Origin of the sequence: Modestobacter sp. NPDC049651 (assembly GCF_040659695.1) — a bacterium.
GTDB lineage: Bacteria > Actinomycetota > Actinomycetes > Mycobacteriales > Geodermatophilaceae > Modestobacter.
In genome coordinates this window covers 25,908-39,407 of sequence record NZ_JBFAOG010000015.1, presented here as the reverse complement: position 1 = coordinate 39,407, position 13,500 = coordinate 25,908, and the positions used below count along the sequence as shown (strand labels likewise).

Below are 13,500 nucleotides of genomic sequence, written 5' to 3'. Positions count from 1 at the left end.
CACTCCGCCTCATCCGCGGGGCACCCGGAACCTCAGGCTGGTGCGCATCCCGAGGTCGTCGACGCGCAGCTTCTCCAGCTCCTGCGGAGGAGCGCCGTCGAAGAGCCGCCGGCCGCGGCCCAGGAGCACCGGCATGACGTCGATCCACAGCTCGTCGACCAGCCCGGCGGCGAGCAGCTGCTGGTTGAGGTCGGCGCCGCCGATCACGGTGACCGCCCGGTCGCCGGCCAGCTCGGCCGCGCAGGCCACGGCGGCCGCCACGCCCTCGGTGACGAACGTGAAGAACAGCCGCTCGTTCCGCCTGGGCGCTCGGTCCGGTGGGCGGTGCGTCAGCACGACGATCGGCACCTGGAACTCGTAGCCGTCCGCGTAGCCGTCGGGGTCGTCGGCACCGTCGAACGTGCGCCGGCCCATGAGCGCCGCGCCGGTCACCTCCTGGGCCTCGGTCAGCCAGGGCGAGCCCACCAGCTGCTCGAAGTCGGCGTAGAGCATCCCCGAGTCGCCGTGCTCGTCGGCGATGAAGCCGTCCAGCGACACCGTCATGCCGGCGATCACCTTCGCCATGGGTCCTCCCTCCGGGCACCGCCCCGGGCGGGGCGTCCTGGGAGCAGGGACCGGCCGGCGAGGCCGGGCTCATCGGTGCGGGCGGGTCAGCCCGGCGCGCCGAGGGCGACGACGTCGCCGACCACCCAGACCGCCGGCGGGCGGACGCCCTCCTCGGCGAGGGTGCGGCCGAGGTCGGCGAGGGTGGTGCGCAGCACCCGCTGGGCGGGGGTGGCGCCGTCGCTGACCACCGCGACCGGGGTGTCGGCCGGGCGCCCGTGCTCGACCAGCGTGGCGGCGATCGCCGGCGCGGTGTCGACGCCCATCAGCACCACGAGCGTGCCGCGCAGCCGGCCGAGCGCCGCCCAGTCGACCAGCGACTGCGGGTGGTCCGGCGGCACGTGCCCGGAGACGACGACGAACTCGTGGGTGAGCCCGCGGTGGGTGACCGGGATCCCGGCCAGCCCCGGGACGCCGATCGCGCTGGTGATGCCCGGCACCACCTCGACCGGGACGCCGGCCGCCGCGCAGGCCTCGAGCTCCTCCCAGCCGCGGCCGAACACGAACGGGTCGCCGCCCTTGAGCCGCACCACCCGCTTGCCCCGCCGCGCGCGGTCGACCAGCAGCGCGTTGATCTGCTCCTGCGCCATCGACCGGCCGCGGGGGAGCTTCGAGGCGTCGATGACCTCGACCTCCGGCGGCAGCGAGGCCAGCAGCGCCTGCGGGGCGAGGTGGTCGGCGACGACGACGTCCGCGGTGGCGACCGCCTGCCGGCCGCGCACGGTGACCAGCCCGGGGTCGCCGGGGCCCCCGCCGACCAGCACCACGCTGCCCGGCTGCCCGGCGGGGGTGCGGGCGGCGCGGTCGGAGATCGAGCCGTCGGTGAGCCCGGCGAGCACGGCGTCGCGGACCCCGACGGCGCGCTGCGGGTCGCCGCCGCCGTGCACGCCCACGACCAGGTCGCCCTGCCGGCCGACCGCGGGGGTCCAGACGCTGGACGCGCCGCGGTCGTCGGCGCGGGCGCAGAACACCCGGGCCTGCTCGGCCTCGGCGGCGACCGCGGCGTTGACCTCCGGGTCGTCGGTGGCGGCGACCGCGTACCAGGCGCCGGCCAGGTCGCCGCGGACGTACCGGCGCGGGTGCCAGGTGACCGAGCGGGGCGCGACCAGCGCCTCCAGCGCAGGGGTCACCTCGGGGCTCACCACGGTGACCAGCGCGCGGGCCTCGAGCAGGCCGGCCACCCGGCGGTGCGCCACCTGCCCGCCGCCCACGACCACGACCCGGCGCCCGGCCAGGCGCAGCCCGACCGGGTAGACGGCGGCCGGGGAGGGGGTGGGGTCGGTCATCAGCTCGTCTCGCTCGCGTGTTCTCGGGCCTCAAGGATCGCAGCCAGCGCCTGCCCGAACGCACGGGAGGTCGCCGGATCGCGCACGGCGACGCGGAAGTGGTCGCCGGACAGCCCCGGGAAGGTGTCGCCGCGGCGCACCGCCCACCCGCGGGCGCGCAGCTCGGCGCGCACCCGGACGCCGCCGGGCACGCGCAGCAGCACGAACGCGCTCGCCGGCTCCGCGACCACCTCCACCCCCGGTGGCAGCGCCTGCACGAGCGCCGCCCGGTGCCCGGCGAGCTCCCGTGCCCACGCGTCGGCCTCGGCGCGCGCGGCCGGGGTGGTGCAGGCGGCCAGCGCGGCCAGGGCCGGCGTCGACACCGGCCAGTGCGGCTGCTGCGCGGCCAGCGCCGCGACCAGGTCGGCGGGCCCCAGCGCGTAGCCGACCCGCAGCCCGGCCAGCCCCCAGGTCTTGGTCAGGCTGCGCACCACGAGCAGGCCGGGCAGGTCGCGGCGGCCGGCCAGCGACGCCGGCTCGCCGGGCACCGTGTCGGCGAACGCCTCGTCGACCAGCAGCACCCGGCCCGGGCGGGCCAGCGCCGCGACGTCGTCCGCGGGGTGCAGCACGGAGGTGGGGTTGGTCGGGTTGCCCAGCACCACCAGGTCGGCGTCCGCGGGCACGTCGCGCAGCCGGTAGGACGGCGGGTCGAGCAGCAGCCGCTCCACCGGGTGACCCGCGGCGCGCAGCGCGGCCTCCGGTTCGGTGAACGACGGGTGGACGACGACCGCCCGCCGGGGCCGCAGCGCCCGGGCGACCAGGGTGAACGTCTCGGCGGCGCCCGCGGTGAGCAGGACCTCGTCGTCCGGGCGGCCGTGCGCGGCGGCGACCGCGGCCCGTGCCGCGTGCCCGTCGGGGTAGGCGGCGCTGCCGTCGACCGCGGCGTGCAGCACCGCGCGGAGCCAGGCCGGCGGGGTGCCGGCGCGGACGTTGACGGCCAGGTCGACCAGCCCCGGGGCGGTCTCGGCGTCGCCGTGGTGGCGCAGGTCGACGTCCCGGGCGACGGCCACGGTCACCCGGCCGACCACGGTCTTGCCGACCAGCAGCTCCCCGCCGCCGAGCAGTGCCGCGGCCTCGGCGACCGACGGCGTGCCCACCGCCGCGGCCACCCGGCCGGACGGCGTGGGCACCGGCACCGCGGCGAGCTCGTCGGCCGGGTGCCCGGTCAGCGGCCAGCCGAGCCGGTCGGCGGCGGTGCGCAGCCCCGCCTCCGCCGCCCGCCGGTCGAGGGTGGCCAGCGTGACCGGCCCGGCGGGTGCGGGCAGCACCGCGTCGACGGCGGCGAGCACCTCCTCGGCGCTCACCCCCGCGGTGGCGCCGACGCCGATCCGGATCACGCCCGGACGCCGGGGGAGTCCGGCAGCGCGGCCAGCAGCGCGCCGGCGTCGCGGGGCAGCGCGCCGTCCGGGAGCAGGCCCAGCGCCCGCAGCCGGGCGCCGACGGTGAGCGCCCACGGCCGGTCCAGCCGGGCCCGGGCGAGCAGGTCGTCGTCGCCGAGGACGTCGTCCGGGGCGCCCTGCACGACCCGGCCGCCGACCACGACCGCCACCTCGTCGGCCCAGCGCAGCGCAAGGTCGACGTCGTGGGTGCTCATCACCACCGTCGAGTCGGCCGCCTGCAGCCGCTCCAGCGCGGCGAGCGCCTCGCCGACCGCCGACGGGTCGAGCCCCGCCGTCGGCTCGTCGAGCAGCAGCACGCACGGCCGCATCGCCACCGCGCCGGCGATCGCCACCCGCTTGCGCTCGCCGTAGGACAGCTGGTGGGTGGGCCGGCCGGCGAGCCGGGTGACGGCGAGCAGCTCCAGCGCCTCGGCGACCCGGGCCCGCACCTCCTCCTCGGGCAGGCCGAGGTTCACCGGCCCGAACGAGACGTCCTGCGCGACCGACGCGCTGAACAGCTGGTCGTCGGGGTCCTGCAGCACCAGCTGCACGGCCTGCCGGTGGGCGCGCAGGCCCGCCCGGGTGTGCCGGAGCTCTGCGCCGTCGAGGGTGACCCGGCCGCGGGCCGGCTGCAGCGCCCCGGACAGGCAGCGCAGCAGCGTGGTCTTGCCCGAGCCGTTCGCGCCGAGCACCGCCAGCCGGCGGCCGGGCGGCACGGTCAGCGCGGCGCCGTCCAGCACCGGTGCCCGGCGGTCGTAGCCGACGCTCAGGCCCTCCGCCGCCAGCGTCAGGTGACTCACGCCAGCACCCCGGCGGCCACCAGCGCGCCCAGGCCGACCACCGTCGCGGCCTCGAACCGGCGCGACGCCGGCAGCGTCTCCGGCAGCACCCGCAGCCCGGTCTCCATGCCCCGGCCGGCGAGCCCGTCCTGCAGCCGGCGGGCGCGGTCCCAGGAGCGGGTCAGCACCGCGGCGGCCAGCGCCCCCGACGACCGGTAGGAGGCGCGCACCGTGGCGTGCCCCATCCGCGCCGTCTGCGCCTCCCGGATCGTGGTCAGGCTGGTGAGCAGCACGAACAGCAGCCGGTAGGTGACCGAGGCGACCTCGAGCACGGCCGCCGGCACCCGCAGCCGGGCCAGCGCCGGCAGCAGGTCGGAGATCGGCGTCGTCGCGGCCAGCAGCAGGACGGCGGCGCTGCCCGCGACCGCGTGCCCGACCAGCGAGCCGGCCCGGGCCGCGGCGTCCGGCGCCCAGCCGATCCCGCCGCCGCCCACCTCGACGACGGTGGTCAGCGCTCCGACGGCGATGAACGCCAGCGGCAGCCGCACCGCGCGCAGGAAGGTGCGGGCCGGCACCCGCGCCGGGCCCAGCGCCAGCACGACGGCGGCGGCCGCCACCAGCACGCCGGCCGGCCACACCGGCAGCACCAGCGCGCACACCACCAGCCCGAGGCTGAGCAGCAGCTTGTCGGCGGGGGAGCGGCGGCGCCAGGCGCTGGCCCAGGCGGCGTCGTCGATCGCCAGACCGCTCACGGCTGCGGCGCCCCCGTGTCCGACTCCCGTGCCGCCAGCGCCTCCCGCAGGGCGCGCCGGCTGCGCAGCCGGCCCAGCACGTAGCCGAGCACCGCGCCGCCGAACGCCGCCTGCAGCGCGAACAGCCCCGACTCGACCTCGCTGGACCCCGGTGAGAAGACCGAGTCGAACCACGGCCGGTAGCCCGGGTCGGACTCCTCGATCAGCTCGGTGGCCTTGCTGTCGGTGCCGGCGAAGTCGGAGCTGCCGGCGTGCAGCGCCAGCGGGACCACGAACAGCACCACGATGCCCAGCACGAGCAGCACGGTGACCAGCCGCCGGCGGTTCACCGTTCACCCCTCTCCGCGCTTTCGGCGCCGAAGGCGGGACCACTTTCGGCGCCGAAAGCGGGTTGGGGGGTGGGTTCGGGTTCGGGTTCGGGGCGGAGGACGCCGAGGCGCTCGAGCTCGGGCCGGGCGTTCGTGGTGAGCACCCGGAACAGCAGCACCCCGAGCAGCCCCTCGGCCAGCGCCAGCGGGATCTGGGTGACCGAGAAGACGCCGAGGAACTTGGCCGCCGCGCCGGCGAAGCCGCTCTCGGCGTCCGGGTGGGCCCAGGCCAGCTGCAGCGCCGTCGTCACGTAGGTGGCGAGGTCCGACAGCGCCATGGCGACGAAGACCGCCGGCAGCAGCCCGCCGCCGAGCCGGCGGGTGAGCCGGTAGGCGCCGTACCCGGCCCACGGTCCGACGATCGCCATCGAGAACGCGTTCGCGCCGAGCGTGGTGAGCCCGCCGTGCGCGAGCAGCAGCGCCTGGAACAGCAGCACGATCGTGCCCAGCAGCGCCATCACCGGTGGCCGGAACAGCACCGCGCCCAGCCCGGTGCCGGTCGGGTGCGACGAGCTGCCGGTCACCGAGGGCAGCTTGATCGCGCTGAGCACGAAGGTGAACGCGCCCGCGGCGCCCAGCAGCAGCGTCGACTCGGGGTGCTCGCGCACCTCCTTGACCACGCACCGCGCACCGTGGACGACGAACGGCGCGGCGGCGATGGTCCAGCCGATCGCGTGCGCCGGCGGCAGGAAGCCCTCAGCGATGTGCACCGGGGACCACCTCCCGGACGCGGGCGGCCGCCGCGACGAAGCGGGAGGCCATCCCCGGGGAGCCGGCCCAGTTCAGGTGCAGGTAGGAGGCGTGGACGCTGCCGCTCACGAAGCCCTCCGGCCCGTCGGCGTTCCACTGCCACGCGGGCGTGGGCCCGGCGGCGGGGGTGGCGGCGGTGCGGTGGAACTCGTGGCCGCGCACCCGGGTGCCGGCCGGGGCCAGCACGCTGTCGCTGAGCGCGACCGCCGACCGGTAGCCCAGCGTGAGCCGGGGGTGCATGGCGGTGGTCGTGGGCAGGACGCCGCACATCGGCTCGCCGTCCAGCTCCCGGGAGAGGTACAGCAGCCCGGCGCACTCGGCGGCGATCGCACCGCCGCGGGCGGCCAGGTCGGCGATCGCCGTCCGCAGCCCGACGTTCGCGCTCAGCGCCGGCGCGTGCACCTCCGGGAAGCCGCCGCCGACGACCAGCGCCGACGTGCCCTCGGGCAGCGCGGAGTCGCGCAGCGGGTCGACGGTGACCACCTCCGCGCCGGCCGCGGCGAGCAGCTCCGCGGTCTCCGCGTAGCCGAAGGTGAAGGCCGGGCCACCGGCGACGGCGACCACCGGCCGGCCCGCGACCGGCGCCACCTCGGCGGCCGGGTCCCAGGGCTCGCCGGCCAGGTCGGGCGCGGTGCGGGCCAGCCGCAGGACGGCGTCCAGGTCGACCGACGACTCCACCACCGCGCCGAGCGCGCGCACGGTGCGCACCGCCTCGGCCGACCGCTCGGCCGCCGGCACCAGGCCCAGGTGCCGGGAGGGGGTGTGCAGCTCCTCGATGCGGCGGACCGCGCCGAGGACCGGCACGCCCGCGGCGTCCAGCGCCTCGCGGAGGATGGCCTCGTGCCGGTCGGTGCCCACCCGGTTGAGGACGACGCCGCCGATGCGCACCGTGGGGTCGAAGGTCGCAAAGCCGTGCACCAGCGCCGCGACGCTGCGGGCCTGCGAGGCGGCGTCGACGACCAGCACGACCGGGGCCCGCAGGTGGGTGGCGAGCTGGGCGGTGGAGCCGTAGCCGGGCGCGACGCTGGGGTGCGCCGCGCCGTCGAACAGGCCCATGACGCCCTCGACGACGGCGACGTCCGCGCCGCGCGAGCCGTGCAGGAACAGTGGGGTGATCCGCTCGTCGCCGACCAGCCACGGGTCGAGGTTGCGGCCGGGGCGGCCGGCGGCGAGCCCGTGGTAGCCGGGGTCGATGTAGTCCGGGCCGACCTTGTGCGGGCTCACCCGCAGCCCGCGGGCGGTGAGCGCCGCGACCAGGCCGGTGGTGATCGACGTCTTCCCGGCGTTGGACGACGGCGCGGCCACGACGATGCGCGGGATCCGGTGGGTGCTCACCACTCGATCCCCCGCTGGCCCTTCTGGCCGGCGTCCATCGGGTGCTTGACCTTGGTCATCTCCACGACCAGGTCCGCGGCCTCGACGAGTGCCGGGTGGGCGTCCCGCCCGGTGATGACCACGTGCTGGCTGCCCGGTCGGTCGACCAGGGTGCGCACCACGTCGTCGACGTCCACCCAGCCCCACTTCATGGGGTAGGTGAACTCGTCGAGCACGTAGAAGCGGTGCGCCTCGGCGGCGAGGTCGCGCTTGATCTGCGCCCAGCCCTCGGCGGCGTCCGCGGCGTGGTCGACCTCGGTGCCGGCCCGCCGCGACCAGCTCCAGCCGGAGCCCATCTTGTGCCAGACCACCGGGCCGCCCTGCCCGGTGGTGGCGTGCAGCTCGCCCAGCGCGGTCAGCGCGTTCTCCTCGCCGACCTTCCACTTGGCGCTCTTGACGAACTGGTAGACCGCGATCGACCAGCCCTGGTTCCACGCCCGCATGGCCATGCCGAAGGCGGCGGTGGACTTGCCCTTCATCTCGCCGGTGTGCACCGCCAGCAGCGGGCGGTTGCGGCGCTGCCGCGTCGTCAGCCCGTCCTGCGGGACGACGGCCACCTGCCCCTGCGGCATCAGGCGGCCTTCCGCACGTCGCGGACCGTGCTCGCGAGGGACTCCGCGCCGAGCTCCTCCAGCCGCAGCGTCTGCGCGCCGAGCGCCGTGCCGAGGGATGCCGCCAGGCCCAGCCGCACCGGCCCGGACTCGCAGTCGACGACGACGCCCGCCACGCCGGCGAGCAGCCCCGCCGCCCGGCGGGCCTCACCGAGGGAGTCGGTGCCGCGGGCACCGGTGGCCCGCCCGTCGGTGACCACGACCAGCAGCGGACGGCGCTGCGGGTCGCGCACCCGCTCCCGCGCCAGCGTCTCGTGCGCCTTCAGCAGCCCGGCGGCGAGCGGGGTGCGCCCGCCGGTGGGCAGGCTCGTCAGCCGGGCCGCGGCCGCCTCGACCGACCAGGTGGGCGGCAGCGCGAGCTCGGCCCCGCCGCCGCGGAAGGTGATCAGCCCGACCTTGTCGCGCCGCTGGTAGGCGTCCAGCAGCAGCGACAGGACGGCGCCCTTCACCGCGGCCATCCGCGACCGGGCGCCCATCGAGCCGCTGGCGTCGACGACGAACAGCACGAGGTTGCCCTCGCGGCCCTCCAGCGTGGCCTGGCGCAGGTCCTCGCGGGCGATGCGCAGCCCGGCGCCGGCGCGGCCGCGGGCCCGCTGGTGGGGCGCGGCGGCGAGCACGGTGTCGACCAGGTGCAGCTTGGTGACGGTGCCCTCGGGCCTCGTCGAGCCGACCACCCGGCCGCGCTCGCTGCGCGCCCGGGACCGGCGGCCGGCCGCGCCCGCGCCGATGCCGGGCACCTCCAGCCGGCGGGTGCGGAACGGGTCGGCCGGCGCGACGGCGGCCTTCTCCGGCGCCGGGGCCGCGTCGGTGTGCCCGCCGCCCTCACCCCGCGGCGCCGTCGTCGGCCCGCCGTCCTGATCCGGTTCCTCGCGGGAAACCGGATCGTCGGGGGCGGCGTCGGTGCCGGCGCTGGGTGGCGGGGGAGTGCCGCCGTCGCCGCCGTCCGGGCCGCCGCCGTCGGTGGGGGGCTCGGGCTCGGGGTCGTCGTCCGGCTCGTCGGGGCGGGAGTCCTCGAGCGCGCGGTCCAGCGTCTCCTCGTCGAGGCCCGGGGCGTCGAACGGGTTGCGCCGGCGGCGGTGCGGCAGGGCGAGCCGGGCGGCGACCCGGACGTCGTCCTCGGTGACCTCGGTGCGGCCGGCCCAGGCGGCGTGCGCGATGGCCGCGCGCGCGGTGACCAGGTCGGCGCGCAGCCCGTCGACGTCGAACGCGGCGCAGACGGCGGTCACCTGCTGCAGCGCGGCGTCGGAGAGCACCACCCGCGGCAGCAGCTCGCGGGCGGCGGCGATCCGCTCGGCCAGCCCGGTCTCCTCGGCGGCCCAGGTGGCGGCGAAGCCGGCCGGGTCGGCGTCGTAGGCGAACCGGCGGCGCACCACCTCCGCGCGCTCGGCCGGGTCGCGCGGGGCGGCGACCTCGACGGTGAGCCCGAACCGGTCCAGCAGCTGCGGGCGGAGCTCGCCCTCCTCGGGGTTCATCGTCCCGACCAGCAGGAAGCGGGCGGCGTGCCGCACCGAGACGCCCTCGCGCTCGACGTAGGCGCGGCCCATCGCGGCGGCGTCCAGCAGCAGGTCGACGAGGTGGTCGTGCAGCAGGTTGACCTCGTCGACGTACAGGACGCCGCGGTGGGCGGCGGCGAGCAGCCCGGGCTCGAACGCCTTCACGCCCTCGGTGAGCGCCCGCTCGAGGTCCAGCGCGCCGACGACGCGGTCCTCCGAGGCGCCGACCGGCAGCTCGACCAGCCGCGCCGGGCGGGTCTGGCCCGGGGCCGACCGGTCGTGCGGGCCGTCGGGGCACTCGGGGTCGGGAGCGGCGGGGTCGCAGGCGAACCGGCAGCCCGCGACGACGTCGACCGGGGGGAGGACGGCGGCCAGTGCCCGCACCGTCGTCGACTTCGCCGTCCCCTTCTCGCCGCGCACCAGCACGCCGCCGACGGCGGGGGAGACGGCGTTGAGCAGGAGGGCGAGCCGCATGTCGGCCATGCCGACGACGGCGCCGAAGGGGTAGGTCATGGGCAGACCACAGGTCCTCTCCCCGGGTGTCCACGCCCGGAGGTGGCAGGAGGCGACGGCGGGAGTTCCTGACTCACCGGCCCGGGGGCCGGCTCACAGTGGCGGGACCGCGCCGGAGTCGCACCGGGCTTCCTCCACTGCCGTCGCAGTTGGAGGCACATCAGACCACGGCGACCCGAGGGGGCGACAGGGGCGGGTCTCTTGACGAAGTGGAAAGTGAGCTCCACACTTTCCGACATGGAAACCCATGCCGCGCCGGACGCCGGGGGCGCCGCCGCCCAGCTCGCCGCCCTGCAGGCCGACCGCGCGGCGGTGGCCGACCGCGCCATGCAGCCCTGGTGGTACGACGCGGCGCTGGGCTTCCTGGTGTTCGTGCTGGTCGCCCAGTTCACGCTGGACAACCGGGTCGTCTCGGTGGTGGTGCCGCTGCTGGTGGTCGCGGGCTGCCTGGTGCTCACCCGGGTCTACCGGCGGATCACCGGGTTCTTCGTGAACGGGCTGCGCGGCGGGGCCACCCGGCGGGTCGTCTGGATCTGGCTGGCCGGCTACGCGGTGGTCGGCGGTGCCGGGGCCGTGCTGGAGGTGGGGCTCGGGCTGCGGGGCGCCCTGGTCGGCGCCGGGCTGCTGCTCGGGGTCGGCTTCGCCTTCCTGAGCCGCTGGTGGACCCGCATCTACATCGCCGAGCTGCGGGGCACGCTGTGACCGGCGACCACGACGGCGACCTCGACGTCGCGCAGGCGGCCGCGCAGCTCGCGGCGCTGGAGGGCGACCGGGCCGCCCTCGCCGACCGGCTGGTCCAGCCCTGGTGGTGGGACGCCTCCCTCGGCTTCCTGCTGTTCGCCGTGCTGGGCAGCTACTCGTTGCACAACAGCTGGGTGACCGTCGGGGTCGCCGTCGCCGCCGCCGCCGGGCTCGGCGGTCTGGTCGCCGCCTACCAGCGCATCACCGGCACCTGGTGGGACGCCCGGAAGGTCGGCCCGGTGCAGGCCCAGGTGCGCCGCGCGATGCGCTGGTGGCTCGCGGCCTACGCGGTGCTGCTCGTCCTCGGCTGCCTCGCCGAGTACCAGCTCGACTGGCGCGGCGCGATGGTCGGCGTGGGCGCGGTGCTCGGGACGGCGTGCGGGCTGCTCTCCCGCTGGGTCAGCCGGGCGTACGTCGCCGGGCTGCGGGCGGGCCTGTGACCGCGGTGGCGCCGCGGTTCGACGCGGTCATCCACCCGCCGCCGCGGCTGCAGATCTGCGGGCTGCTCGCCGCCGTCGACACGATGGAGTTCGCCGCGGTGCGCGACCAGGTCGGGGTCAGCGACTCTGTGCTGTCCAAGCACGTCAAGCAGCTGGAGGAGGCCGGGTACGTCGCGGTGCGGAAGGCGACGATCGCCTCCCGCCAGCGCACCAGCCTCGCGCTGACCAGGGCCGGCCGCGCCGCGTTCACCGCCCACGTCGCCGAGCTGCGCCGCATCACCGAGGGCCTCTGAGCGGTCCCGCCGGCCGCGGGGGCAGAGTGGAACCCGATGGACGGCGGACGGCGGCTGCTCGGCGACTGGCTCGTCGTCCTCGCCACCGGGGTGGCCGCCGGGCTGGTGCTCGACCTGCTGCAGGTGCCGTCGGCCCCGCTGTTCGGCGGGCTGGTCGCGGGGCTGGGCCGGGCGCTGCTGGGCCGCACCCGCCTCCGGCTGCCCCGGCCGGCGAACACCGGCGCGCAGGCGGTCATCGGCGTCTCGATCGGCGCGCTGGTCGAGACCGGCACGCTGCGGGCGCTCGGCGCGCACTGGCTGCCGGTCGTGCTGGTCACCCTGGCCACGCTCGCCGTCAGCCTGGTCGCCGGGCAGCTGATGCGGCTGCAGCGGGGGGTCAGCGCGGTCACCGGGGCCTTCGCGATGATCGCCGGCGGCGCGTCCGGGGTGACGGCGATGGCCCGCGACCTCGGTGCCGACGAGCAGGTCGTCGCCGTCCTCCAGTACCTGCGGGTGCTGATCATCGTGGTCGCGATGCCGGTGGTGGCCACCACCGTCTACGGCGCCACTGCGACCGGCACGGACCCGGCCGCCGGCAGCGGACCCGGGTGGCCGGCCGGGCTGCTGTTCACCGTGGTGAGCGTGGCGGCCGGGCTGGTGCTGGGCCGGGTGCTGCACGTGCCGGTCGGTGCGCTGCTCGCGCCGATGGCGGTGGCCGCCGCGCTGGACCTCACCGGGCTCTCGCACGGCGCCGACGTGCCCGGGCTGCTGGGCGCCGCCGCCTTCCTGGCCATCGGCCTGCAGGTGGGGCTCGGCTTCACCCGGGACAGCCTGCGGCTGGTCGGCCGGGCGCTGCCGCTGGCGCTCGCGCTGATCGTGGGCGCGGTGCTCGCCTGCGCCGGGCTCGGCGTCGTGCTCTCCCGCACGGCCGGGGTCGGCCTGCTCGAGGGCTACCTGGCGACGACGCCGGGCGGGCTGTACGCGGTGCTCGCGACAGCGACCGGCAGCGGCGCGGACGCGACGTTCGTGCTCGCCGTCCAGGTGCTGCGGCTGTTCGTGATGCTGTTCTCCGCGCCGCTGCTGGCCCGCGCCCTGCGGCCGGGTGGAAACCGGGCACGAGCGGTGGACGACGCCTGACGGCACGGCCCGACGCGCCTACCCTGGACCGGGTTGCCTGAGGGAGGGGTCGAGCTGTCCGAGGTGTCTGGGTCCGCGACGAGCGCGGACGACTGCGCGCGCGACGACGACGCGGTGCTGCTGTTCATCGGCGGGCCGCTCGACGGTCGCGTGCAGGTGCGCGAGGCCCGGCACGGCGACCCGCTGCCGACGATCACCCACGTGCACCTGCACGGGGGCCCGAAGGTCGTGCACCGCTACGACCTGCAGGAGCTCACCGACACCGCCGGCGTCTACCACCTGCGGCCCTCCGCCCGGCAGCCCGTGCGGGACGACGCCGGCGACTGAGGAAGCACCCCGTCGCCCCCCACCACTCGCTCGCTCGCGGTGGGACCCTGCGACGGGGCCGTCACCAGCCGTGGACCCGGCGCACCTCCGCCGCCACCTCGCGGAACCGCGCCCGGTCGAGCACCGCGCCCTCGCGCCGCACCGCGCCGGGGTCCAGCCGCAGCACGCGGTCGACCCGGACCTCGCTCGGGCGGCCCTGCCGGTCCCAGCCGCCGGTGCCGATGTCGATCCACGAGCGGCCGTGCCGGGCCTCGTCGGCGGCGTCCAGGTCGTGGTCCTTGCTGCTGAGCATCAGCGCCAGCAGCGTGGCGCCCTCCCGGCCGACCACGAGCACCGGGCGGTCCTTGCCGCGGCCGTCGCCCTCCTCGAACGGGACCCACGCCCACACGATCTCGCCCGGGTCGGGCCGGCCGTCGTCGCGCGGCGCGTAGTCGATCTCGACCGGTGCCGAGGCCGGCGTGGGAGCCGGGGCGCGGCGGGCCGCCCGCGTCGACCGGGGCGCCCGGTCCGGCCGGGCCTGCCGCGGCGTCGGGTCCGCCGGACGCCGTCCTGCCTCGATGACCACCCGGACCACCTGCCGGACCACCGACTGCCAGTTGCTGCGCGCCATCCCGGGCACGGTAGCGGTCACCGGGT

At 77.4% G+C, this 13,500-nt stretch carries 16 protein-coding genes and 1 riboswitch; of the genes, 5 read left to right on the top strand and 11 right to left on the bottom strand.

Annotated elements, in window-relative coordinates; translation table 11 throughout:
• Positions 1–9 precede the first annotated feature (9 nt).
• The 10 genes from AB0J00_RS17815 to AB0J00_RS17770 all read right to left on the bottom strand — a co-directional run bounded on the left by AB0J00_RS17815 (position 10) and on the right by AB0J00_RS17770 (position 9,947).
• Positions 10–564 (bottom strand): dihydrofolate reductase family protein, encoded by a 555-nt coding sequence (locus AB0J00_RS17815; protein ID WP_357747196.1) that lies wholly within the window; start codon positions 562–564, stop codon positions 10–12.
• 86 nt (positions 565–650) lie between these two features.
• The gene (gene cobA, locus AB0J00_RS17810; RefSeq protein ID WP_357747193.1) at positions 651–1,889 is read right to left on the bottom strand and encodes a uroporphyrinogen-III C-methyltransferase; all 1,239 of its coding nucleotides are present in this window, start codon (positions 1,887–1,889) and stop codon (positions 651–653) included.
• The gene (gene cobC, locus AB0J00_RS17805) at positions 1,889–3,265 is read right to left on the bottom strand and encodes an Rv2231c family pyridoxal phosphate-dependent protein CobC (RefSeq protein WP_357747191.1); all 1,377 of its coding nucleotides are present in this window, start codon (positions 3,263–3,265) and stop codon (positions 1,889–1,891) included. Before cobC ends, cobA begins: the two co-directional genes overlap by 1 nt.
• A complete protein-coding gene (locus AB0J00_RS17800) occupies positions 3,262–4,107 on the bottom strand; it encodes an ATP-binding cassette domain-containing protein (protein ID WP_357747188.1) in 846 nt (281 codons plus the stop codon). Before AB0J00_RS17800 ends, cobC begins: the two co-directional genes overlap by 4 nt.
• Complete coding sequence (cbiQ, locus tag AB0J00_RS17795) at positions 4,104–4,838, bottom strand: cobalt ECF transporter T component CbiQ (RefSeq protein ID WP_357747186.1); 735 nt, start codon at positions 4,836–4,838, stop codon at positions 4,104–4,106. The genes AB0J00_RS17800 and cbiQ overlap by 4 nt, the downstream gene beginning before the upstream one ends.
• Positions 4,835–5,167, bottom strand: a complete 333-nt coding sequence (locus AB0J00_RS17790) for an energy-coupling factor ABC transporter substrate-binding protein (protein WP_357747184.1) — start codon at positions 5,165–5,167, stop codon at positions 4,835–4,837. Before AB0J00_RS17790 ends, cbiQ begins: the two co-directional genes overlap by 4 nt.
• Positions 5,164–5,916, bottom strand: a complete 753-nt coding sequence (locus AB0J00_RS17785) for an energy-coupling factor ABC transporter permease (protein ID WP_357747181.1) — start codon at positions 5,914–5,916, stop codon at positions 5,164–5,166. Before AB0J00_RS17785 ends, AB0J00_RS17790 begins: the two co-directional genes overlap by 4 nt.
• On the bottom strand, positions 5,903–7,291 hold the full coding sequence (locus AB0J00_RS17780; protein ID WP_357747178.1) for a cobyrinate a,c-diamide synthase: 1,389 nt from the start codon (positions 7,289–7,291) through the stop codon (positions 5,903–5,905). Before AB0J00_RS17780 ends, AB0J00_RS17785 begins: the two co-directional genes overlap by 14 nt.
• Entirely contained in the window at positions 7,288–7,902 is a 615-nt protein-coding gene (gene cobO / locus AB0J00_RS17775; protein ID WP_357747175.1) for a cob(I)yrinic acid a,c-diamide adenosyltransferase, read from the bottom strand. Before cobO ends, AB0J00_RS17780 begins: the two co-directional genes overlap by 4 nt.
• Positions 7,902–9,947 carry a putative cobaltochelatase gene (locus AB0J00_RS17770; protein ID WP_357747172.1) on the bottom strand — a complete coding sequence of 682 codons (2,046 nt, stop codon included), beginning with the start codon at positions 9,945–9,947 and terminating at the stop codon, positions 7,902–7,904. Before AB0J00_RS17770 ends, cobO begins: the two co-directional genes overlap by 1 nt.
• 62 nt (positions 9,948–10,009) lie before the next feature.
• Positions 10,010–10,082: riboswitch (cobalamin riboswitch) on the bottom strand.
• Between the two features lie 102 nt (positions 10,083–10,184).
• Between AB0J00_RS17770 and AB0J00_RS17765 the strand changes: the two genes are divergently transcribed.
• Genes AB0J00_RS17765 through AB0J00_RS17745 form a run of 5 tightly spaced genes read left to right on the top strand, consistent with a single transcriptional unit; the run spans position 10,185 to position 12,864 of the window.
• Positions 10,185–10,649 (top strand): hypothetical protein, encoded by a 465-nt coding sequence (locus tag AB0J00_RS17765; RefSeq protein WP_357747169.1) that lies wholly within the window; start codon positions 10,185–10,187, stop codon positions 10,647–10,649.
• Positions 10,646–11,128 carry a hypothetical protein gene (locus tag AB0J00_RS17760; protein ID WP_357747166.1) on the top strand — a complete coding sequence of 161 codons (483 nt, stop codon included), beginning with the start codon at positions 10,646–10,648 and terminating at the stop codon, positions 11,126–11,128. Before AB0J00_RS17765 ends, AB0J00_RS17760 begins: the two co-directional genes overlap by 4 nt.
• A complete protein-coding gene (locus AB0J00_RS17755; RefSeq protein WP_357747163.1) occupies positions 11,125–11,421 on the top strand; it encodes a transcriptional regulator in 297 nt (98 codons plus the stop codon). The genes AB0J00_RS17760 and AB0J00_RS17755 overlap by 4 nt, the downstream gene beginning before the upstream one ends.
• A 36-nt stretch (positions 11,422–11,457) precedes the next feature.
• Positions 11,458–12,537, top strand: coding sequence for an AbrB family transcriptional regulator (locus AB0J00_RS17750; protein WP_357747161.1), 1,080 nt, complete (start codon positions 11,458–11,460; stop codon positions 12,535–12,537).
• Positions 12,538–12,570: 33 nt separating this feature from the next.
• Complete coding sequence (locus tag AB0J00_RS17745) at positions 12,571–12,864, top strand: hypothetical protein (RefSeq protein WP_357747158.1); 294 nt, start codon at positions 12,571–12,573, stop codon at positions 12,862–12,864.
• Positions 12,865–12,925: 61 nt separating this feature from the next.
• Here the strand turns inward: AB0J00_RS17745 and AB0J00_RS17740 are convergent, their stop codons facing one another.
• Positions 12,926–13,474 carry a type II toxin-antitoxin system PemK/MazF family toxin gene (locus AB0J00_RS17740; protein WP_357747156.1) on the bottom strand — a complete coding sequence of 183 codons (549 nt, stop codon included), beginning with the start codon at positions 13,472–13,474 and terminating at the stop codon, positions 12,926–12,928.
• Positions 13,475–13,500 lie beyond the last annotated feature (26 nt).